Genomic DNA, 21912 nt, shown 5'->3' on the forward strand with positions numbered 1-21912 from the left:
CACGCTATACTGAATCAAAAAGCGAGGAGATTTCTCCTCGCTTTTGCTATCTAAGGAGGAAAAGATGGGACAACTTGTAGACGGCGTCTGGCAGGATACCTGGTATGACACCAAATCAACCGGGGGACGTTTCAAACGTTCTGTTTCGGCCTTCCGTAACTGGCTCACCGCCGACGGCGCGCCTGGCCCAAGCGGCGAAGGCGGCTTTGCGGCGGAGAAAGATCGTTACCACCTCTATGTTTCTCTGGCCTGTCCGTGGGCGCATCGCACCCTGATCGTCCGCGCCCTGAAGGGGCTGGAATCGCTGATCCCCGTCTCGGTGGTGCATCCGCTGATGCTGGAGAACGGCTGGACTTTCGGCGATGATTTCCCGGCGGCGACTGGCGACTCGCTCTATCACCATGATTTTCTCTACCAGCTCTACCTGCGCGCCGACCCGCACTATACTGGCCGCGTTACCGTTCCGGTACTGTGGGACAAGAAAAATCAGACCATCGTCAGCAATGAGTCAGCCGAGATCATCCGCATGTTTAACACCGCGTTTGATGCTCACGGCGCCCGGGCAGGCGATTTTTACCCGCCCGCGCTGCGCGATAAAATTGATGACCTGAATAGCTGGATTTACGACAACGTGAACAACGGCGTCTATAAGGCCGGATTTGCCACCAGCCAGGAAGCCTACGACGAAGCCGTGACCAATGTTTTTGCCTCGCTGGAGCGGCTGGAGCAGATCCTCGGCCAGCACCGCTATCTCACCGGCGACCAATTGACCGAAGCCGATATCCGTCTGTGGACCACGCTGGTGCGCTTTGACCCGGTTTACGTGACCCACTTCAAGTGCGACAAACACCGGATCAGCGATTACCTCAACCTGTACGGTTTCCTGCGCGACATCTATCAGATGCCGGGGATTGCGGAGACGGTCGATTTTGACCATATCCGTAACCATTACTATCGCAGCCATAAAACCATTAATCCGACGGGCATTATCTCCATTGGCCCGTGGCAGGATCTGACTGAACCCCACGGGCGCGACGTCCGCTTCGGCTAAACCTCAGGGGCGCTTTTCTGGCGCCCTTTACCCCCCTTTTATTCCCGTCTATGCTTTAGTGGATCGCTTAAAAAACAAGTGATTAATTGCTGCGGAGGCCACAAGAAATGGACTGGTATCTGAAAGTACTGCGAAATTATATCGGGTTTAAAGGGCGCGCCCGCCGCAAAGAGTTCTGGATGTTTACTCTGGTGAACTTCATTCTGGTTTGTGTGCTGGGGCTGATCGACAAGATGCTGGGCTGGGAGCGAGCTGGCGGCGAAGGCATTATCACCACCGTGTATGGCTTGCTGGTACTTCTGCCATCGTGGGCCGTGCTCTTTCGTCGGCTGCATGATACCGATCGTTCGGCGTGGTGGCTGCTGCTGGTGCTGATCCCGGTACTCGGCTGGATCATTATTCTGATCTTCAACTGCCAGCGCGGAACGGAAGGTGAAAACCGGTTTGGGCCGGATCCGTTGCTAAACCGCTGAGGCATTGCCCGGCGGCGCTGTGCTTGCCGGGCCTACAATAGACATTACTTCTGGGTAAAGAGCTTCTGGATCTCACGCAGACACCAGGATTTGGCCTCGCCCATGCTGTCACGACGCCACGCCATAATGATATCCACTTCACTGGTGTACTCCGGGCTCACTACCCGCAGCCGCCCTTCGGCAATATCTTTCTCAACGAACGGATACGGCATGGTTGCCACACCCAGCCCGGCCAGCAGCGCCTGACGTTTATCTTCCAGGGTACTGACGGTGAGGCGCGGCTGTTTATCAAGCAGCTGAACGGTTAATACCGGGCGCTCGCGGGCAGTATCGGCCACCGCCACGCCGCGGTATTTTACGCGAGTCACTTCCGACAGCGGCTCGGGTTCCTGATGAATCGGGTGATCCGGTGCGGCGACATAGACATTCATCACGGTATAGAGCTTGCGAGAGTTGATTTCGGACGAGGAGCGGAAGTGCATATCCGGCGCGATCACGATATCCGCCCGGCCCTGCTCCAGGCGCTCCCACGCCCCGGCAAGCACCTCGGTGATAATAGAAAGCTGGGTATTGGCTTTTTCTGCCAGGCGATCCACCAGCGGGTAGAGCGCAGTGGTGGGTACCAGCGCTTCGGTGACCAGCGTCAGATGCGTTTCCCAGCCGCGGGCCAGCGCTTCGGCGTCGGTGGTCAGTTTATCCGCCGCTTCCAGCAACACGCGCCCGCGCTCCAGCAGCATGCGGCCGACATTGGTGAATTTTGTTCGATGACCAGAGCGGTCAAACAGCACCACATCCAGCTCTTCTTCCAGTTTCTGCATGGTGTAACTCAGGGCAGATGGCACGCGCCCCAGTTCATCCGCTGCTGCGGCGAAGCTACCGCGTCGATCGATCGCGTCCATCACACGCAGTGCTTCAAGGGTCAATGCTCTCTCTTTAGCCATGGTGTTCTCATTCAGGAAATTTGAACATACCGGGCAGAATATCTGGCTAACAATGCAGCGTCCATACCTTTACCATTGTTTTAGTGTAAAGAGAGGTCAAGTTTTATGATTACGACAAGAACAGCTAAACAGTGCGGACAAGCCGATTTCGGTTGGCTGCAGGCCCGCTACACCTTTTCCTTTGGACACTACTTTGACCCGAAACTGCTGGGCTATGCCTCTTTACGTGTACTGAACCAGGAGGTACTTGCACCCGGAGCTTCGTTCCAGCCGCGTACCTATCCAAAAGTGGATATCCTGAACCTCATTCTTGAAGGCGAAGCAGAGTATCGCGACAGCGAGGGCAACCACGTCCAGGCGAAAGCCGGTGAAGCATTGCTGATAGCCACCCAGCCAGGTATCAGCTATAGCGAACATAACCTCAGCAAAGATAAGTCGCTGACGCGGATGCAACTGTGGCTGGATGCCTGCCCGGAGCGGGAAAACCCGCTGCTCCAGAAGATCGATCTGCTGGATGCCAAACAGCAGCTGCTGGCCTCGCCGGATGGTAGCGCAGGCAGCCTGCAGCTCCGCCAGCAGGTGTGGCTGCATCATATCGAGCTGGATAAAGGGGAGCGCCTGAGTTTTCAGCTGCACGGCCCGCGCGCCTACCTGCAATCTATTCACGGTACGGTACATGCGCAAACGCCCGCTGAGGAGCGCGAAGCGCTGACCTGCGGAGATGGTGCGTTTATTCGCGACGAGGCGAATATCACTCTGGTGGCTGACACGCCGCTGCGGGCACTGCTGATTGATTTGCCGGTCTGAACAGGCGGCCTCTCCCTGCACAAGGAGAGGCCGTTATTTCAGGCGACTTTCTCCGCCATGATCTCAATGATCTGTTTATCCGTTGCCTGCATCGAACGGCATGCGAGCGAGCACAGATTGGCGATGGACTGTTCAACATCGTGCGCCACAATCCCTTCATTGCCGGTCACGGCGCAATCATCAAGCGCCATCATTACCGATTTCCAGGCACTGCTGACGCTGGTTGAGACTTTCATCGCGCAGCTGTTCGATGCTCCATCGCAGATCATTCCGCTGACGTCGCCAATCATACTGCTGATTGCCATCTCAATCGCCTTATAGCCCCCGTCCAGCAGCCATGCCATACCGGCTGCCGCACCCATGGCCGCGGTCGTCGCAGCGCACAATGCCGACAGGCGAGGCAGCTGGTAATGGATATAAATCGCCGACAGGTGCGAAAGCATCAGCGCCCGCGCCAGTTTTTCCTCGTCAGCCTGGAGATATTCCGCCACGACCAGAACTGGCATCGTTGCCGTGATCCCCTGATTACCCGAGCCGGAATTGCTCATGGCGGGCAGTGTCGCGCCGCCCATTCGGGCATCTGACGCGGCGCTGGTGCGGATGATAATCTCCGATCCTAACCCTTGGTCGATAAAGCCACGCGCCTGCTGTCTATGCAACGTCGCGCCAATATGGAGTCCCCATTTGCCGGTTAATCCCTCCCGGGAGAGCGCATCGTTTAGATGCCCGGCTTCCAGGATAAAACGAATGGCGGAAAACGGAACATGCTCGATAAACTCCAGGATCTGCGACAGCGACGTGCTCGACAGCACCCTCAGGGGATCGCCGCCAGAGCTCTGCGGCTGCTCATCCAGCATAAAGCGTGTTTCGCCCTGATAGCTGATCTGCACGACCCGCGTATGCCCTCCCGCAATGGTGACGCTTGCCGATTCCGCCCCGGCATAGACAGTGGCGCGGGAAGAGAGGATTTCGTCGCAGGGTTGCTGCAGTTTTACCTGCACGTTTCCTGCCGCCAGTAACGCTTTAGCGTGGGCAATCGCCTCGGGCGAAGCATCTTTTAACACCTCCAGCCCGCCCCGGGGATTACCCCCAATCGCCCCCAGCGCAGCCGCAACAGGCAGGCCAACCATGCCGGTACCCGGTACCGTTACACCCAGCCCATTTTTCATTAAATTCGGTGAAACCCACGCCTCAATTTGCGTAATGTCTCCGCTTAATTGTTCAGCCGCGATGGCACAGGCCAGTGCCAGCGAGACAGGCTCTGTACATCCCAGGGCAGGTTTAACCTCTTCCTGCACCGCGTGAATAAACAGGTTCCATAGAGGGTTTATTTGCTCAGACATCGTTACGACCTTTATTGCACATCAGGAAAAAGCGAGGAAAGGAGAAACACAAAGCAGTAGCCCGGTGATAATAATAATCACCAGCGACACGCCTTTGTATTTATGCAGCGCAGGGACCTTGTAGACCAGCCACGCCGGAATTAAACAGCCCACCATGCCGAAAATAGGGCTGCAGATAGAGGTGAAACTCAGCACAGGAGCGTTTAATACAATGGCGCTCCAGGCAAGCAGTATGGCAAACACCATAATGCCGCGCTGTACGGTAGTTTCATTGATTTTATCCGCCGGAAATTTGCGGCGCAGGATATTCATCACGATGCCTTGCGTCGCTTCACGAAAGCCGAGATAGACGCCAAAGAAAGCTGTCATCACAGCGAAGATATTCAGAATAACGCTGACGATTTTTACCCAACCCGCGCCATCACCGCTAATAAACTGCGCAGCAATTGCCAGGGCGGAAATATTCTGTTCATAGGCTTTGACCGCTTCCTCATGCCCCATCGCCAGGGTAAAAGAGACCGCGTAGAAAAAGACCGTCACAAACAGAATGCCAAACGCGATATTCATTGCCCGCAGGGCTTTGTACCGTGCCACTTCGATCGATTTTGCGCGGGAGCGGTAGGAGATCACCATTGGGCTTAGGGTCTGAATAAACAGAATGGAGGTGAGAGTAAACGGCAGGGTAATAATGGCATTCTTGATCAGCAGCCCCATCGGCGGCAGCGCGCCAACATTATAGAGGTGCCACATGCCAATCATCGAGACCCCCAGTGCCGCCACCACCAGCAGTTTGGTGAGCACCATCAGGCTGGAGACTTTAAACAGCAGTTTTTCACCCCGGGATGAGATCGCCACCAGGATACAGATCAGTAATAAGCCATAGAACGGGTTTTCTGACAGTAAACCGTCCGTCACGCCGAAGGTATGCAGATAAGAGGCGCTGTCATTGGTGATCGCCGTGGAATAAACAAACATCCTGATAACCAGCATGACAAAATAGAGCGCTCCTAACAGAATGCCCCAGTTTTTACCCAGATAACCGCTGATCACGCTCGGATAATCTTTGCACTCCGGCGATTCCGCCAGCGTATTAATAAACAGGCGCTGAAAGAGATACATCGCCGGATAACCAATGATGGAAGAGAGCAGAAAAACCCACAGGCCCATTAATCCCACCTGGACCGGGAGAAAAACAATACCGGCACCGATTGCCATGCCGATACTCATGATTATCCAACCGGTGTCATTGCTGTCGAATTTAATTGCTTCTTGCCATTCACTCTCGCTCATTCCAGCCCGTCTTGCTGCCGGTGAGTCGTTCACAATTACGCTATTATTTGTCGCCGTATCCATTAGGCTCTCGCTTATTTTGTAGGGTAAACAGTTATTTTTTATGGATATCTGCTCATCAGCGATAATGAGCCAGAGAGGTGCAGGCGCTTGTTATTGGTGTGGAAATATCATATCCGGAGAGGAAGAGAAAAAAATCACAACGTTAGTGTGGCTTTTGACTGAAAAAAGAAAAAATTACTCTTTTGGCAAAATAAGCGGGACCATTTTTCTCATTGTGACGCACTTCAAGGAATAAAAAACCCGCGACATGCGCGGGTTGTTGATCGCTGGTACGTGACTGACACCAGAAAGCAAAAACCCCGCCGAAGCGGGGTTTTAGTAATAAGTTGAAGCTGACCGATAAGCCGGGTTCTGTCGTTGGACAGTCATTCATCTAGGCCAGCAATCGCTCACTGGCTCAAGCAGCCTACCCGGGTTCAGTACGGGCCGTACCATGTGAACCCCTATTTGGCCTTGCTCCGGGTGGAGTTTACCGTGCCACGGACTGTTACCAGCCGCGCGGTGCGCTCTTACCGCACCCTTTCACCCTTACCTGATCCCACTTGCGTGGGCCATCGGCGGTTTGCTCTCTGTTGCACTGGTCGTGGGTTTCCCCCCCAGGCGTTACCTGGCACCCTGCCCTATGGAGCCCGGACTTTCCTCCCCTCCGCCCGTCTCCCCCGAAAGGGACGACGACGAAGCGGCGACTGTCTGGTCAGCTTCGGCGCGCAGTATAGAGGGTTTGCGCCCCGCTGTCACCCTTCGGTGAGCATCCCTACCCGCAGGGTGGCGGCAATATTGCGCGAGGCGCGATAAATATTGTCAAACGCGCCGCGGAACGCCTCTTCCAGGGTGCTGATACTGGTCAGGACGCTGAACACCGCGTCGATGCCGTACTGGTGCACAATTCCGACGTCGCTGGTCAGGCTGCCGGCGATGCCGATGACCGGCTTGCGATATTTACTGGCGACGCGCGCCACGCCCACCGGCACTTTACCGTGAATACTTTGACTGTCCAGGCGTCCTTCGCCGGTCACCACCCAGGTGCAGTCATGAATATGCTCTTCGAGATTCAGCGCCTGGGTGACAATTTCAATGCCGCTTTTCAGCTCCGCACCGAGGAATGCCATCAGCGCGGCGCCCATGCCGCCTGCCGCACCCGCGCCAGGGACATTTTTGACATCAATACGCAGCGCGGTATTAATCACATCGGCGTAGTGAGAAAGATTGTTGTCGAGCTCGACGATGTTGGCTTCTGTCGCCCCTTTCTGCGGGCCGAAGATGCGGGAAGCACCCTGATCGCCGATCAGCGGATTGCTCACATCGCAGGCCACCCGGATCGCGCAGGTTTTGAGACGCGGGTCGAGCGACGAAATATCAATATTGTTTAACGCCATCAGGCTGCCACCGCCGTGGCCAATCTCGGTGCCGTTGGCATCGGTCAGTTTTGCCCCCAGCGCCTGAGCCATCCCTGCGCCGCCGTCGTTGGTGGCGCTGCCGCCAATCCCGATAATGATATTGCGCGCACCTTTATCGAGTGCCGCGAGGATCAGCTCGCCCGTCCCGCGGGAGGTGGTAATCAGCGGGTTGCGCTGGGCTGGAGGAACCAGTGCCAGTCCGCTCGCCGCCGCCATCTCAATAAACGCCGTCACGCCATCGCCGGAGATCCCCCAGCAGGCATTGACACTTTCGCCCAGTGGCCCCGTCACTACTGCATGCTGCATCGTGCCATTGGTGGCGGCAACCATCGCTTCAACCGTGCCTTCCCCGCCATCCGCCACGGGAACCGAAACATACTCTGCATCGGGAAAGATCTCCCGAAAGCCTTTTTCTATCGCCTGCGCTACCTCGGTGGCAGACAGGCTTTCTTTGTAAGAGTCAGGGGCGATTACGATTTTCATAGTTATAGCCTGTTACCGCTTAAGGCAAAAATAGCGGGCGCGTTCCCGCGCCCGTCTTTGTTAGCGAGAGACTTCCACTTTCGCCAGTTTTTCGTAATAGCACGCGAGGGCGCTGTGGTCTGCCGTTCCCAGCCCATCTGCGCGCAGGGCCTGCATCATCTCCATCACCGCCGCGGTCAGGGGTAGCTGTGCCCCCACGCCGTGAGAGGTATCCAGCGCGTTCGCCAGATCCTTGATGTGCAGATCGATACGGAAACCCGGCTTGAAGTTACGATCCATGACCATTGGCGCTTTGGCATCCAGCACGGTGCTGCCCGCCAGGCCGCCGCGGATCGCCTGATACACCAGATCCGGGTTAACGCCCGCTTTGGTCGCCAGGGTCAGGGCTTCAGACATCGCGGCGATGTTCAGGGCCACGATGACCTGGTTTGCCAGCTTGGTGACGTTACCGGCGCCAATCTCACCGGTGTGCACCACGGAGCCGGCCATCGCTTTCATCAGGTCGTAATATTTGTCGAAGATGGCTTTGTCGCCGCCCACCATCACAGAGAGGGTGCCGTCGATAGCTTTCGGCTCGCCGCCGCTCACCGGCGCATCCAGCATGTCGATGCCTTTTGCTTTTAACGCCTCGCTGATTTCACGGCTGGCCAGCGGTGCAATAGAGCTCATGTCGATCAGCACGGTGCCCGGTTTTGCCCCTTCGATGATGCCGCCTTCGCCCAGCGCCACCTCTTTCACGTGCGGGGAGTTTGGCAGCATGGTGATGATCACATCGCACTGCTCAGCAATGGCCTTTGCCGTGGCGGCCGTTTCTGCGCCTGCGGCGATCACTTCGGCAATGGCTTCCGGGTTACGGTCTGCAACCACCAGTGAGTAACCTGCTTTGATGAGGTTTTTACTCATTGGTTTACCCATGATACCCAGGCCAATAAAACCAACTTTCAGTGTCATAATTGCGTCTCTCTTTATTCAGTGGTGGTGATTATTTCTTGAAGGAATCCGCTAACTTCTGGGTGGCGGAGCGGAACACGCCAAGATCGCTGCCGACGGCAACAAAGGTTGCGCCCCACTCCAGATAACGGCGGGCATCGGCCTCGACCGGCGCCAGAATGCCGGACGGTTTACCGTGCGCTTTGGCGCGGGCAAAGATATGCTGGATGGCGCGCTGCACTTCCGGGTGATTCGCATTACCCAGGTGACCAAAGGCGGCCGCCAGGTCGCTTGGACCGACAAAGATGCCGTCTACGCCGTCAGTGGCGGCGATGGCATCGACGTTGTCCACGCCCTGCTGGCTCTCAATCTGCACCAGGATAGTGATGTTCTTGTTCGACTGGGCGAGGTAGTCCGGCACGGTGCCAAACATATTGGCGCGATGGGAGACCGACACGCCGCGAATGCCTTCAGGCGGATAGCGGGTGGAAGCTACCGCCTGCACCGCCTCTTCGACGTTTTCCACAAACGGGATCAGGAAGTTATAGAAACCAATATCCAGCAGGCGCTTGATGATCACCGGCTCATTGGTCGGCACGCGAACCACCGGCGCGCTGTGGCTGTCCTTCAGGGCCATCAGCTGCGGAATAAAAGTGGTGACGTCGTTCGGCGCATGTTCACCGTCCAGCACCAGCCAGTCAAAACCTGCCAGTCCCAGCACTTCGGTGCTGATTGGGCTTGCCAGCGCGGACCAGCAGCCGATCTGAATCTGATGTGCCGCGAGGGCCGCTTTAAACTGTTCGGGAAAATATCGTTACTCATCGCTTATACCTTTGCTTATTTCTGCAATTCCATACGTTTGATGTCACCCACTACGAACAGGTAGCAGAACATCGCCATCAGCGCAGAACACCCTACGAACAGCAGTGCCGCGTTGAACGAATGCAGTTCACTGACCAGATAGCCAATCACCAGCGGAGTGACGATTGACGCTACGTTGCCAAAGACGTTAAACACACCACCGCACAGGCCAACAATCTCTTTCGGTGCGGTATCGGATATAACCGGCCAGCCCAGGGCACCAAACCCTTTACCGAAGAAGGCCAGCGCCATCAGCGCGACCACCAGCGTGGTGTTGTTGGTGTAGTTGCACAGAATGATTGAGGAGGCCAGCAGCATACCCAGAACGATCGGCAGCTTACGCGCCAGGGTAATCGACTTGCCTTGCTTAATCAGGTGATCCGAGAATACGCCGCCCAGTACGCCGCCGGCAAAACCGCACAGCGCCGGAATCGATGCCACCAGGCCCACCTTCAGAATCGACATCCCCTTCTCCTGCACCAGATAAATCGGGAACCAGGTGAGGAAGAACCAGGTGATGGTGTTGATAAAGTATTGCCCGAAAAAGACGCCCAGCATCATGCGGTTAGACAATAACTGTTTGATGTAATGCAGCTTCGGACCGCTGGCCGCTTTGTCGCCTGGCTTTTTGTGGTCCATATCGACCACCGCACCACCCTCCTTAATGAACTTCAGCTCATCGGCGCTTATGCCTGGATGGTCGGTCGGGTTATGAATAAACTTCGCCCACATGCCGGTCAGCACAAAGCCAATCACACCCATCACGGTAAAGACATGTTCCCAGCCCCAGGCGAAGGTCAGCCAGCCGAGCAACGGGGAGAAGAGCGCCAGCGAGAAATATTGCGCGGCGTTAAAAATAGCCGATGCCGTACCGCGCTCTTTGGTCGGGAACCAGGCCGCTACGATACGGGCGTTAGCCGGGAAGGATGGCGCCTCGGAGAAGCCGAGCATAAAGCGCATAAAGAACATTGAAACGCCCGCCCACGCCAGCGGGAAGAGATCGACAAACCCCTGCAGGAAGGTGAACAGCGACCAGAAGAAGAGACTGTAGGTATAGACCTTTTTCGAGCCGAATTTGTCCAGCAGCCAGCCGCCGGGGATCTGCATCAGCAGATAAGCCCAGCCGAAGGCGGAGAAGATGTAGCCCATCGACACGGCGCTTAATTGCAGCTCTTTGGCGACTTCCGTACCGGCAATAGAGAGCGTGGCGCGGTCAGCGTAATTGACCGCAGTAACAATAAAAATGATGAGTAATATTAAATAACGGGTGGGGACACCCTTTTTAGTTTCAACGGTAGTATCCAGCAACATATTTATTTCCTCTGGTACATCAATGAAATTATTTTTATTGTTTTAAGAAAGAGGCAATCCTGATTATTTTGCTAATTAGAGATAATTGCAGTTAATTAACCGAATCCATGAAAGCGTTAATGAGTATAATCAAGCGCCCACCACCACGCATTGTCTCATTGCTCAATTATCAGTTTTATTGTGAATATTATTTTGAGCATATGCACAAACCCTTGGGCGCTGATGCACAGATTTCGCCATTGCTCCCCTTATGGGCAGGCCACCGTCATAAATGAGTGATCGCGATCACATTATTAATTCCCCATGCCTGACATTCTTTATTCCACTGAGCAGAGTCTTTATTTTTTATAACAAGAAAATATAGGTACTCTTTGATCAATTAATTATCCCCCACGCGCTGGAGAATACTGGACAATGGCCGACATCGAAATTCGTCAAACGTCGCCGACCGCGTTTTATATTAAGGTACATGAGACCGATAACGTGGCGATTATTGTTAACGATCAGGGGTTAAAAGCCGGAACGCGTTTCCCGGACGGACTTGAACTCATCGAACATATTCCACAGGGCCATAAAGTGGCGCTGGTGGATATCCCGGCGCAGGGCGAAATCGTGCGTTACGGCGAAGTCATCGGCTACGCCGTGCGCGCCATCCCCCAGGGTAGCTGGATTGATGAGTCGCTGGTTGCCCTGCCGGAAGCCCCGCCGCTGCACACCCTGCCGCTGGCCACCCGCGTACCGGAGCCGCTGCCTGCGCTTGAAGGCTACACCTTTGAAGGTTATCGCAATGCGGACGGCAGCGTCGGCACTAAAAACCTGCTCGGCATCAGTACCAGCGTGCACTGCGTGGCGGGTGTGGTCGATTATGTGGTGAAGATCATCGAACGCGATCTGCTGCCAAAATACCCCAACGTCGACGGCGTGGTGGGTCTGAATCATCTTTACGGCTGCGGCGTGGCGATCAATGCCCCGGCGGCAATTGTCCCTATCCGCACCATTCACAATATCGCCCTGAACCCGAACTTCGGCGGCGAAGTGATGGTTATCGGCCTCGGCTGCGAGAAGCTGCAACCCGAAAAGCTGCTCCAGGGCACCGAAGATGTGCAGGCGATCCCGGTGGATGACGCCAGCATCGTGCGTCTGCAGGACGAGCAGCATGTCGGCTTCCGGTCGATGGTGGATGACATTCTGCAGGTCGCTGAGCGCCATCTGGCAAAACTGAATCAGCGCCAGCGTGAAACCTGCCCGGCCTCTGAGCTGGTGGTGGGGATGCAGTGCGGCGGCAGCGACGCCTTCTCGGGCGTGACCGCCAACCCGGCGGTGGGCTATGCCTCAGACCTGCTGGTGCGCTGTGGCGCCACGGTAATGTTCTCCGAAGTGACCGAAGTGCGTGACGCGATCCATCTCCTGACGCCGCGCGCCATCAACGAAGAGGTGGGCAAACGCCTGCTGGAGGAAATGGCCTGGTATGATAACTATCTCGATATGGGCAAGACCGACCGCAGTGCCAACCCGTCGCCGGGCAACAAGAAAGGCGGCCTGGCGAACGTGGTGGAAAAAGCCTTGGGCTCCATCGCCAAATCGGGCAAGAGCGCCATCGTTGAAGTGCTTTCCCCGGGTCAGCGCCCGACAAAACGTGGCCTGATCTACGCCGCTACGCCCGCCAGCGATTTCGTCTGTGGTACCCAGCAGGTGGCCTCCGGGATCACCGTTCAGGTCTTCACCACCGGTCGCGGCACCCCGTACGGCCTGATGGCGGTGCCAGTCATTAAAATGGCGACCCGTACCGAGCTGGCGAACCGTTGGTTTGACCTGATGGATATCAATGCGGGCACTATCGCTACCGGCGAAGAGAGCATTGAGGATGTAGGCTGGAAGCTGTTCCACTTCATCCTCGACGTGGCGAGTGGACGTAAGAAGACTTTCTCCGATCAATGGGGATTACATAACCAGCTGGCGGTATTTAACCCGGCACCGGTGACCTGAGTTTGCAGTAAACCTCTTTTAGCATGGCTCCGGCCATGCTTTTTTTTGCCTTTCGTTCTGGCAGATGCTCAACATTTCGAAGGTTTGCATATCAGAAGTAATATCGTCTGACGGGACAAGCGCAGCCTATCTTAAGACCTGCCAGTACCCACCTTTTCTGGCACCGACCCGTTGTACCTTACCCTTGCTTTGTAATGCGCTAAGGTAGCGTTCTACCGTACGGGAGGTTACACCGAGCATTGAGGCCAGGGTGGAAGCTGTCATCTTTGGCTGGGCAATCAAAAGTTGCAGGATGGCTTCCTCTTTTTCCGACATTTGTTCCGACATTTGTTCCGACAATGCATGCGGGGTTGAGATACTTTCACGCAGCGCATCGGCAAGATTTTGTAGCATAAATTCGACAAAAGCCGTGCAGTCGCTGGCTTTATCACACTGCCCAAGGATGGCGTAGTACCGCTCTTGCTGAAAGTGGATCAGCGTTTCCACCGGCAACCAGGCCAGCTCGGCACGCCAGTGGCTGAGGATAAGAGTCTGCCAGAGACGCCCCATACGACCATTACCGTCGGCAAAGGGATGGCTAAATTCAAATTCATAGTGGAATACAGAGTTGGCGATTAGCGGGTGCAAGTCTGTGGCATTAAGCCAGCCAAGCAGCTCATCCACCAGACGAGGTACCTGAGACGCAGGAGGTGCCATATGCACCAGTTGGTTACCACGATAGATCCCGACATCCCCCTGGCGCAGTTGCCCGGGATTATCTACGAGCCCCTTCATCAGGAGCCGATGGGCACTCAGCAAATCTTTCAGACGACTGGCTTGCCAGATATTCAGGTGCTCGTAGGCCTGGATGGCGTTTCTGACTTCCTGAATATCTTTTGCCGGGGCCAGCACCCGCTTTCCATCCATAATTGCGGTCACCTGCCCGGTGGTCAGCGAATTATGCTCGATGGCTAACGACGCCTGGATAGTACGAATACGATTCTCTTTACGCAGCAGAGGTGAAGCTCGCCCCGTATAAGCAGCCCAGTGTCCCAGCAATTCTCCCGTTTCAACCACCAGATTAAGGATTGCAGACGTAATCGTAAAAGGCGGTTGATAACGGCTCACGAGCTTACTCTCCCTGCTGCTCCAGCGCATATTTATACAGCGCGTTCTTTTTCACGCCGTGGATCTCTGCTGCCAGCGCGGCCGCTTTCTTCAGCGGTAGCTCGGCCTGTAACAGCGCGAGGGTGCGCAGGGCATCCGCAGGCAGGGCGTCCTCTTCGGCCTTGTGCCCTTCGACAATCAGCACCATCTCGCCCTTGCGGCGGTTTTCATCCTCTTTCACCCATGCCAGCAATTCGCCAACCGGCAGGCCGTGGATGGTCTCCCAGGTTTTGGTCAGCTCACGGGCCAGCACCACGTAACGCGCCTCTCCCCAGACGGCGACCATGTCTTCCAGGCTCTCCAGCAGACGGTGGGTTGATTCGTAAAAGATCAGCGTGCGCGGTTCGGCTTCCAGCGCTTTAAGCACGTCGCGACGACCTTTGGATTTGGCGGGCAGGAAGCCTTCGTAGCAGAAGCGGTCAGACGGCAGGCCCGCCGCGCTCAGGGCGGCAATGGCGGCGCACGGACCTGGCAGCGGAACAACCCGAATGCCCGCCTCGCGGCAGGTGCGAACCAGGTGATAGCCCGGATCGTTAATCAGCGGCGTACCGGCATCGGACACCAGAGCGATGTTCTGCCCCTCTTTCAGCTTTGCCACCAGCGTCTCGGCCTTTTGCTGCTCGTTATGGTCGTGCAGGGCAAACAGGCGGGCATTAATGGCGAAGTGTTGCAGCAGCAGGCCAGTGTGGCGAGTATCTTCAGCCGCAATAAGATCAACGCTTTGCAATACGGTGAGTGCACGTTGGGTAATATCAGATAAATTCCCGATAGGAGTAGGTACAATATATAGCTGACCCTGAGAATTATCTGCCGTTTCGTGTTGTTTCATTGTTTCATCCGTATTGCCGATTTAATATTAAGCATTGCGTAAAAAATATCACTGGATACAGTATGGTACCCTTAACGTTTTTTCATAATAAAGCCACGCGCAGCCTTCCGCTGGTGCTGGCAGCCCTGTTCTTTGCAGGCTGTGGCACACAGGCGCCCGATCAAAGTGCTGCCCACATGGAGGGTACAGCCCAGGCTGACTCTGGCTTCTATCTGCACCAGATGGAGCAGAGCTCGAATGATACCAGGATCAACTGGCAATTACTCGCCATTCGTGCACTGCTGAAAGAGGGTAAAACCCAGCATGCCACCGATCTGTTTAACCAGTTGCCGCAGGATCTGACCGATACCCAACGTCGCGAGCAGTCGCTGCTGGCCGCAGAGCTGAAAATTGCGCAGAACGATGTTGCCGGCGCGAAGACTATCCTCGGCAATATCGACATCAGTGCGCTGGATAAAAATCAGCAGGCGCGTTTCTGGCAGGCCGGTATCGCTGCCGAACAGGGTCGTCCTTCCCTGACGCTGCTGCGGGCGTTGATCGCCCAGGAGCCGCTGCTCTCCGCTGCGGAAAAACAGAAAAATATCGATGCCACCTGGCAGACGCTCTCCGCCATGAATCCCGATCAGGCCAATGCGCTGGTGATTAACGCCGACGAGAATATCCTGCAGGGGTGGCTGGATTTGCAGCGCGTCTGGTTCGATAACCGCAACGATCCGGATATGCTGAAGGCCGGAATTAAAGACTGGCAAACCCGCTATCCAAATAACCCGGGCGCAACCATGCTGCCAACGCAGCTGGTTAATGTACAGAACTTCAAGCCAGCCTCCACCAGCAAAATCGCCCTGCTGCTGCCATTAGGTGGCCAGGCCGCCGTCTTTGGCCGCACGATCCAGCAGGGTTTTGAAGCGGCGAGAAACGGTACTGCCGCCGTTGCGGGCAGCGCAGTTCCCGCCCAGGTCGCCCAGGCAGCTAATGCCGGTGATGTGGTGAGCCCGTCCAGTGCCGAAACCAACGATCTGACCGCGACCCAACCTGTCGCTGCTCAGCCAGGCACGCTCCAGAATCCGGTGCAGGCCCCTGCCACTCAGCAACCTGTCGCCGCGCCGGAAGGTGATGTGCAGGAAGGCGTTGTGCAGGAAAGCAACGCGCAGGAGCCGGTGCAGACTCCGGTCACGTCACAAGAGACGCAGACTGTTGCCCAACCACAGGTCACGGGCAACCCATCTGCGGAGATAAAAGTGTATGACACCAGCAACCAGCCGCTCGATCAGGTGCTGAATCAGGTGCAGCAGGATGGCGCCAGCATCGTGGTCGGCCCGCTGCTGAAAAATAACGTGGACGAGCTGGTGAGAAGCAACACCCCGCTGAACGTGCTGGCGCTGAACCAGCCGGAGCAGGTGCAGAATCGCCCTAACGTCTGCTACTTTGCCCTGTCGCCAGAAGACGAAGCCCGCGATGCGGCCCGCCATATCCATGAGCAAGGTAAGCAGGCTCCCCTGCTGCTCATCCCGCGCAGCCAACTGGGCGATCGCGTCGCGACTGCCTTTGCCCAGGAGTGGCAACAGCTGGGCGGTGGTATCGTCCTGCAGCAGAAATTTGGCTCAGCCTCAGAACTGCGCGCGGGCGTGAACGGCGGAGCGGGTATTGCCCTCAGCGGTAGCCCGGTAACTGCCAGCCTGCCACAGCAGCAGAGCGTGACGATTGGTGGCCTGACTATCCCGGCGCCGCCAACGGATGCGCAGATCAGCGGCGGCGGTAACGTCGATGCGGCCTACATTGTCGCCACCCCGGAAGAGATCGCCTTTATCAAACCGATGATCGCCATGCGTAACGGCAGCCAGGCGGGCGTGTCGCTGTATGCCAGCTCACGCAGCGCACAGGGCACCGCAGGCCCGGATTTCCGTCTTGAGATGGAAGGGCTGCAGTACAGCGAAATCCCGATGCTCGCAGGGGCAAACCCAGAGCTGATGCAGCAGGCACTCAGCAGCGTGCGTAACGACTACTCGCTGGCGCGCCTGTATGCCATGGGCGTGGATGCCTGGGCGCTGGCGAACCACTTCACCCAGATGCGCCAGGTGCCGGGCTTTACCCTTAACGGCAACACCGGCGATCTCACCGCTACTCAGGACTGCGTGATTAACAGGAAGTTATCATGGCTCAAATACCAGCAGGGACAGATCGTTCCGGCCAGTTAACCCGCAAACAGACCGGCGACGCGCGCGAATTACAGGCGCGTCGCTGGCTTGAGCGCAAAGGACTGCGCTTTATCGCCGCTAACGTTCGCGGACGCGGCGGGGAAATTGACCTTATCATGCAGGACGGCCCGTCCATCGTGTTCATTGAGGTGCGTTACCGCCAGTCATCCCGTTACGGCGGGGCCGCCGCCAGCGTGACCCGGGCCAAGCAACAAAAATTGTTACACACCGCCCAGTTGTGGCTTGCCCGGCATAATGGCAGCTTTGACACTGTGGATTGCCGGTTCGATGTGGTAGCCTTCACCGGAAACGCCATCGAATGGTTCAAAAACGCCTTCGGCGAAGACGCGTAAATCAGATCGTTAAGGGATACCGTGCTCGAAAGAATTAAGGTTTGCTTCACGGAAAGCATTCAGACTCAGATTGCAGCAGCAGAAGCGCTGCCGGACGCCATCTCCCGCGCGGCAATGACGCTGGTTCAGTCCCTGCTTAACGGCAACAAAATTCTCTGTTGTGGTAATGGCACCTCGGCCGCCAACGCACAGCATTTTGCTGCCAGTATGATCAATCGTTTTGAGACAGAGCGCCCCAGTTTACCTGCCATTGCACTTAATACCGATAACGTGGTCTTAACGGCGATTGCCAACGATCGTCTTCATGATGAGATCTACGCCAAGCAGGTGCGCGCGTTAGGGCATGCCGGTGATGTCCTGCTGGCCATCTCCACGCGCGGCAACAGCCGCGACATCGTCAAGGCCGTGGAAGCGGCCGTCACGCGCGATATGACCATCGTTGCGCTGACCGGTTACGACGGCGGCGAGCTGGCGGGGCTGTTAGGTCCGCATGACGTTGAGATCCGTATTCCTTCCCACCGCAGCGCGCGCATTCAGGAGATGCATATGCTGACGGTGAACTGTTTATGCGATCTGATCGATAACACGCTTTTCCCTCACCAGGATGATTAAGGAGTAAACATGAAGGCACTTTCGCCCCTCGCAGTCCTTATTTCTGCGCTGCTGCTTCAGGGATGTGTGGCTGCAGCGGTAGTGGGTACCGCCGCAGTGAGTACCAAAGCCGCGACCGACCCGCGTACCGTGGGCACGCAGGTGGATGACGGCACCCTGGAGCTGCGCGTAAACAGCGCACTCTCCAAAGACCAACAGATTAAGAAAGAAGCGCGCATTAACGTTACGGCTTATCAGGGCAAGGTGTTACTGGCCGGACAGGCGCCGAATACCGAGCTTGCCTCCCGCGCGAAACAAATTGCGATGGGTGTAGAAGGGACGACCGAGGTATTTAACGAAATACGTCAGGGCCAGCCGATTGGCCTGGGTGCCGCCTCAAACGACACCTGGATCACCACTAAAGTGCGCTCCCAGTTGCTGGGCAGCGATCAGGTGAAATCCTCGAACGTGAAAGTGACCACCGAGAACAGCGAAGTGTTCCTGCTCGGCCTGGTGACCGAGCGTGAAGGTAAAGCGGCGGCGGATATCGCCAGCCGGGTAAGCGGCGTGAAACACGTGACCACGGCCTTCACCTACATCAAATAATCTCCCCTGCCCTCTGCCGTTGGCAGAGGGCGCTCATCCTTCTCCCTGCGCCTGTTCCCTGATTTTCGCCGACGGAATAATATTGACCCCTGCCGGTGCTGCACCCAGCGCCTCCTGCAGCATGACCTGCGCCACATCCCGCGCCTCGACAGACTTCCAGTTGCCGGGCAGCAGGCTGAACAGCGGGGAAAACAGCGACTCGCTGAAGCGATGCTTCTCCCGCTCCCCCAGCAGCATGGACGGTCGCACAATGGTCAACCGCTCCCACTTCTGGGCGATCAGGGCCTCTTCCATTTTGCCTTTCACCTTGTTGTAGAAGAACGGCGAATGCGCGTTAGCCCCCATGGCGCTCACGACCAGGAAATGCTTCGCCCCGAGTCGTTTGCCGGTCAGCGCAGTATCCACCACCAGCGTGTAATCGGCATGAATAAAGGCCTCTTTGCTGCCCGCCTCACGCCGGGTGGTGCCCAGACAGCAAAAGACGGTATCAACCGGATCCTGAACCTGTGCCAGCGCATCGGTCAGTTGCGGATCGTGGGGATTAAACACCCCTTCTATATCGCCCAGCGGGCGACGCGTCGGGGCGGCAATATAGTTGATCTTCTGCTCCTGAATTAGCATACGCAGCAGGTGCCCACCCACAAGGCCGGTCGCGCCGGTAATTAAAACCTGACTCATTACTCCTCCTTTGCAGATTAGTCCGTATGCGATTTCATGCCACTCAACCACACTTAGTGGTCTGAACGTTAAGTATTTACCACAAGCTGGAAAAAAGCTGTCTGAAGCCAAAACAACGGAGGAAGCATGAGCAAGAAAATTGCGGTCTTGATTACCGACGAGTTTGAAGATTCAGAATTTACTTCACCTGCCGAGGCGTTTCGTAAGGCGGGCCATGAGGTGATCACCATTGAAAAAGAGGCAGGCAAAACGGTAAAAGGCCATAAGGGCGAGGCCAGCGTGACCATCGATAAAACCATCGATGAGGTGAGCCCGTCTGACTTTGACGCCCTGTTACTGCCGGGTGGGCACTCCCCGGACTCGCTACGCAGCGATACACGTTTCGTGGCCTTTACCCGGGACTTTGTCTCCAGCGGGAAACCGGTCTTTGCCATCTGCCACGGTCCGCAGCTGCTGATCAGCGCTGAGGTTGTGCGCGGACGTAAACTGACGGGGGTGAAGTCGATCGCCATCGATCTGAAAAACGCCGGGGCCGATTTTCACGATCAGGAGGTCGTCATCGATAACGATCAGCTGGTTACCAGCCGGACGCCAGAAGATCTTATCGCCTTTAACCGTGAGGCGTTGCGCTTACTCGGCGCGTAGCCAGTGATGTTTTTTGCCAAAGCCTAACGTGTTGTCAGTGAACTTCAGTTCATCCAGACGGATCTCCCATACCGGAGCTGGCATGGCAGCGGCAACCGGAAAGCGACGAAGATAGTGCTTGCGCATCACGTCGCTTTCCTCCCCTTCCAGACGACGAATCTCCCCTTTGAACTGTACCCCGCGGATTAACGCCACGGTTTTGGGCTGCCCGTTGACGGTGCCTGCAACTTTCGCCTGTTTGCCGCTCATCTGCGCATGACGGGTTTTGTCTTCGCTTAAGACGTAGAACGCGACGCGCTGCGGATCGTAATAGTAAAAGGCATTGGCACACCACAACTCATCGTCATGGTGCACGCACCAGGTAACCACGTGCTGCTTCGCCAGCCAGCGGTTGATGGCGGCCAGAGTTTCCATTTCGCTTCTCTCTCATGCTAAGGTGCACTCACCTTAACATACTGAATCTGTCGCCGTGTGCTGGTTTCTCTATCTTGTTCGAACTGCTGATAATGCGCTCTATACGGGCATCACAACCGATGTGCCGCGCCGCTTCCTGCAACATCAAACGGGAAAAGGGGCGAAGGCGTTGAGGGGTAAAGGAGAGCTGACGCTGGCGTTTTCCGCCGTCGCAGGGGATCGCTCCCTGGCCCTCCGGCTGGAATATCGCATTAAACAGCTCACGAAGCGCCAGAAAGAGCGCCTCGTCAGCGGAGACGGGACATTTGAGGCGCTACGCGAGAGCCTGCAAAGGCCGCCGGTTAAAAGCTATTGAAGCGATCGTGGTATTCCACCAGGCCGCTCACGCCGTTAAGCGCATCGTCGGCCAGACGGTGGACCTGGAAAGCCGACTCGGTGCCCGGCCAGCGGCAACGCAGATCGTAATGTGCCGCTTTCTCGAAGCCTAAACGGCTGTAGAAATCCGGATCGCCCAGCGTCACGACCGCGGCGTAGCCAAACTCATTGAGTGAATCCAGCCCTTCGTAGACCAGCTGGCGCGCCAGTCCCTGTCCGCGATAGTTTTCATCCACCGCCAGCGGCGCCATGCCGACCCACTGCAGCTCTTCGCCCTGCACGATGACCGGGCTAAAGGCCACGTAGCCAACGACCTGACCTTCATCATCGGTGGCGACCAGACCCAGCGTAATCAGGCCGTCTTCACGAAGATCGTGAACCAGTTGCGCTTCACCTTCCCCTTCAAACGACCGGCGTAATAAGGCGTCAATACCCGGGGCATCGATGCCAATTTCTACTCGAATCAACATGGCTCACCTACAGAAGTGTGTTTACTTTCCGGCGGAGTTTTCAGACCCGCCTCGACAAAATCGGCCAGTTGCAACAGGGCCACGCGCAGCGGCTTCGGCATCTGTTCCAGTTCAATCGCATCCATCAGGTTTTTGACATACAGACCTAACTCGGTATCGCCTTCAATCACCAGACGGCGCTGGAAGAAGAGCGTGTCGGGATCCTGCTTGCGTGCCGCAATCATCAGCAGATCGCTGGCGTCAGCGCTGAAGCTGACGTCCGCCTCGGCGGATTCGCGCACCACCAGCTGTTCATTTTCAACGGAGGTGTACCAGCGCAGACCAATATCGCGCACCTCGATACGTAACCAGCGCCCTTCAAGAAATTCCAGCTCGCCATCCGCCAGCGCCTGGCGGAATTGCCAGCTGAGCACCTGCTCCAGTACCTGACGCTTCAGGGCAAAGGGCGCGAGCTTAACCGGCACGCTCAGCAGCGACGGGCCAAATTGTACGAGACGTGAACGCAGTTTATCCAGCACGAGCAATACTCCTGATATCTATAGTCCTGATATTTTGCCATATCCAGTCGCCGGTATAGCGGGGTAAATCAACAAACTGACAACCGGCGTAACCCATTATTGGTGTCATCAATACGCCATTAGCTGCCTTAAATCAAAAATTGTCGCCGGATGGTT

22 protein-coding genes, 1 other RNA gene and 1 pseudogene are annotated in these 21912 nt (G+C 56.4%); 10 read left to right on the forward strand and 14 right to left on the reverse strand.

Annotation, left to right across the window (positions count from 1 at the left end; all coding sequences use genetic code 11):
• The first annotated feature begins 64 nt into the window (after window positions 1-64).
• Together FHC51_RS02600 and FHC51_RS02605 are read left to right on the forward strand one after the other, a co-directional pair.
• A complete protein-coding gene (locus tag FHC51_RS02600; protein ID WP_103824894.1) occupies window positions 65-1051 on the forward strand; it encodes a glutathione S-transferase family protein in 987 nt (328 codons plus the stop codon).
• 107 nt (window positions 1052-1158) lie between these two features.
• On the forward strand, window positions 1159-1524 hold the full coding sequence (locus FHC51_RS02605; RefSeq protein WP_103824895.1) for a DUF805 domain-containing protein: 366 nt from the start codon (window positions 1159-1161) through the stop codon (window positions 1522-1524).
• A 44-nt stretch (window positions 1525-1568) separates the two neighbouring features.
• Here the strand turns inward: FHC51_RS02605 and yhaJ are convergent, their stop codons facing one another.
• On the reverse strand, window positions 1569-2465 hold the full coding sequence (gene yhaJ, locus FHC51_RS02610; protein ID WP_103177135.1) for a DNA-binding transcriptional regulator YhaJ: 897 nt from the start codon (window positions 2463-2465) through the stop codon (window positions 1569-1571).
• A 105-nt stretch (window positions 2466-2570) separates the two neighbouring features.
• Here yhaJ and FHC51_RS02615 point away from each other — a divergent pair, with 105 nt between their 5' ends.
• On the forward strand, window positions 2571-3272 hold the full coding sequence (locus FHC51_RS02615; protein WP_103824896.1) for a pirin family protein: 702 nt from the start codon (window positions 2571-2573) through the stop codon (window positions 3270-3272).
• A 38-nt stretch (window positions 3273-3310) separates the two neighbouring features.
• On the opposite strand, the gene FHC51_RS02620 is transcribed toward FHC51_RS02615, so the two are convergent.
• From FHC51_RS02620 to FHC51_RS02650, 7 genes and pseudogenes are all read right to left on the reverse strand, one after another.
• Window positions 3311-4615 (reverse strand): serine dehydratase subunit alpha family protein, encoded by a 1305-nt coding sequence (locus tag FHC51_RS02620; RefSeq protein WP_220434856.1) that lies wholly within the window; start codon window positions 4613-4615, stop codon window positions 3311-3313.
• A gap of 21 nt (window positions 4616-4636) precedes the next feature.
• The gene (locus FHC51_RS02625; protein WP_220434857.1) at window positions 4637-5968 is read right to left on the reverse strand and encodes an amino acid permease; all 1332 of its coding nucleotides are present in this window, start codon (window positions 5966-5968) and stop codon (window positions 4637-4639) included.
• A 324-nt stretch (window positions 5969-6292) separates the two neighbouring features.
• An RNA gene (gene rnpB / locus FHC51_RS02630) (RNase P RNA component class A) lies at window positions 6293-6670 on the reverse strand.
• A 32-nt stretch (window positions 6671-6702) separates the two neighbouring features.
• Window positions 6703-7848: a glycerate 2-kinase gene (gene garK, locus FHC51_RS02635; RefSeq protein ID WP_220434858.1), complete on the reverse strand. Its 1146-nt coding sequence runs from the start codon at window positions 7846-7848 to the stop codon at window positions 6703-6705.
• A 60-nt stretch (window positions 7849-7908) separates the two neighbouring features.
• Window positions 7909-8799, reverse strand: coding sequence for a 2-hydroxy-3-oxopropionate reductase (gene garR / locus FHC51_RS02640; RefSeq protein WP_220434859.1), 891 nt, complete (start codon window positions 8797-8799; stop codon window positions 7909-7911).
• Window positions 8800-8830: 31 nt separating this feature from the next.
• Window positions 8831-9600 (reverse strand): annotated as a pseudogene (garL, locus tag FHC51_RS02645) (2-dehydro-3-deoxyglucarate aldolase).
• A 15-nt stretch (window positions 9601-9615) separates the two neighbouring features.
• Window positions 9616-10950 (reverse strand): MFS transporter, encoded by a 1335-nt coding sequence (locus tag FHC51_RS02650; RefSeq protein ID WP_103824901.1) that lies wholly within the window; start codon window positions 10948-10950, stop codon window positions 9616-9618.
• Window positions 10951-11364: 414 nt separating this feature from the next.
• Between FHC51_RS02650 and garD the strand changes: the two genes are divergently transcribed.
• Window positions 11365-12936, forward strand: coding sequence for a galactarate dehydratase (gene garD / locus FHC51_RS02655; RefSeq protein ID WP_103824902.1), 1572 nt, complete (start codon window positions 11365-11367; stop codon window positions 12934-12936).
• A gap of 126 nt (window positions 12937-13062) precedes the next feature.
• Here the strand turns inward: garD and FHC51_RS02660 are convergent, their stop codons facing one another.
• Complete coding sequence (locus FHC51_RS02660) at window positions 13063-14043, reverse strand: Fic family protein (protein ID WP_220434860.1); 981 nt, start codon at window positions 14041-14043, stop codon at window positions 13063-13065.
• A gap of 4 nt (window positions 14044-14047) precedes the next feature.
• Window positions 14048-14911 carry a 16S rRNA (cytidine(1402)-2'-O)-methyltransferase gene (rsmI, locus tag FHC51_RS02665; RefSeq protein ID WP_103177146.1) on the reverse strand — a complete coding sequence of 288 codons (864 nt, stop codon included), beginning with the start codon at window positions 14909-14911 and terminating at the stop codon, window positions 14048-14050.
• 62 nt (window positions 14912-14973) lie between these two features.
• On the opposite strand from rsmI, the gene FHC51_RS02670 reads away from it, so the two are divergent.
• From FHC51_RS02670 to dolP, 4 genes are read left to right on the forward strand one after another with little or no spacing between them, the layout of a single operon-like run.
• Window positions 14974-17106, forward strand: a complete 2133-nt coding sequence (locus FHC51_RS02670; RefSeq protein ID WP_220434861.1) for a penicillin-binding protein activator — start codon at window positions 14974-14976, stop codon at window positions 17104-17106.
• Window positions 17064-17459 carry a YraN family protein gene (locus FHC51_RS02675; protein WP_103177148.1) on the forward strand — a complete coding sequence of 132 codons (396 nt, stop codon included), beginning with the start codon at window positions 17064-17066 and terminating at the stop codon, window positions 17457-17459. Before FHC51_RS02670 ends, FHC51_RS02675 begins: the two co-directional genes overlap by 43 nt.
• A 21-nt stretch (window positions 17460-17480) precedes the next feature.
• The gene (diaA, locus tag FHC51_RS02680) at window positions 17481-18071 is read left to right on the forward strand and encodes a DnaA initiator-associating protein DiaA (protein WP_032614385.1); all 591 of its coding nucleotides are present in this window, start codon (window positions 17481-17483) and stop codon (window positions 18069-18071) included.
• Between the two features lie 9 nt (window positions 18072-18080).
• Window positions 18081-18656, forward strand: a complete 576-nt coding sequence (dolP, locus tag FHC51_RS02685; protein WP_103177149.1) for a division/outer membrane stress-associated lipid-binding lipoprotein — start codon at window positions 18081-18083, stop codon at window positions 18654-18656.
• 33 nt (window positions 18657-18689) lie between these two features.
• On the opposite strand, the gene FHC51_RS02690 is transcribed toward dolP, so the two are convergent.
• Window positions 18690-19334: an NAD(P)H-binding protein gene (locus FHC51_RS02690; RefSeq protein ID WP_103824905.1), complete on the reverse strand. Its 645-nt coding sequence runs from the start codon at window positions 19332-19334 to the stop codon at window positions 18690-18692.
• A 126-nt stretch (window positions 19335-19460) separates the two neighbouring features.
• Between FHC51_RS02690 and FHC51_RS02695 the strand changes: the two genes are divergently transcribed.
• Complete coding sequence (locus FHC51_RS02695) at window positions 19461-19979, forward strand: type 1 glutamine amidotransferase domain-containing protein (protein WP_220434862.1); 519 nt, start codon at window positions 19461-19463, stop codon at window positions 19977-19979.
• Here FHC51_RS02695 and FHC51_RS02700 read toward each other — a convergent pair.
• Window positions 19965-20393, reverse strand: coding sequence for a YhbP family protein (locus FHC51_RS02700; protein ID WP_114316593.1), 429 nt, complete (start codon window positions 20391-20393; stop codon window positions 19965-19967). The genes FHC51_RS02695 and FHC51_RS02700 overlap by 15 nt on opposite strands.
• A 55-nt stretch (window positions 20394-20448) precedes the next feature.
• Here FHC51_RS02700 and FHC51_RS02705 point away from each other — a divergent pair, with 55 nt between their 5' ends.
• Window positions 20449-20748 carry a GIY-YIG nuclease family protein gene (locus FHC51_RS02705; RefSeq protein ID WP_103177153.1) on the forward strand — a complete coding sequence of 100 codons (300 nt, stop codon included), beginning with the start codon at window positions 20449-20451 and terminating at the stop codon, window positions 20746-20748.
• Here FHC51_RS02705 and FHC51_RS02710 read toward each other — a convergent pair.
• Together FHC51_RS02710 and FHC51_RS02715 are read right to left on the reverse strand one after the other, a co-directional pair.
• Complete coding sequence (locus tag FHC51_RS02710) at window positions 20735-21238, reverse strand: GNAT family N-acetyltransferase (RefSeq protein ID WP_103824909.1); 504 nt, start codon at window positions 21236-21238, stop codon at window positions 20735-20737. The two genes, FHC51_RS02705 and FHC51_RS02710, sit on opposite strands and share 14 nt — an antisense overlap.
• Window positions 21232-21756, reverse strand: a complete 525-nt coding sequence (locus FHC51_RS02715) for an SCP2 domain-containing protein (RefSeq protein WP_103824910.1) — start codon at window positions 21754-21756, stop codon at window positions 21232-21234. Before FHC51_RS02715 ends, FHC51_RS02710 begins: the two co-directional genes overlap by 7 nt.
• Window positions 21757-21912 lie beyond the last annotated feature (156 nt).

Origin of the sequence: Leclercia sp. EC_58 (genome assembly GCF_019584355.1) — a bacterium.
Lineage (GTDB): Bacteria > Pseudomonadota > Gammaproteobacteria > Enterobacterales > Enterobacteriaceae > Enterobacter.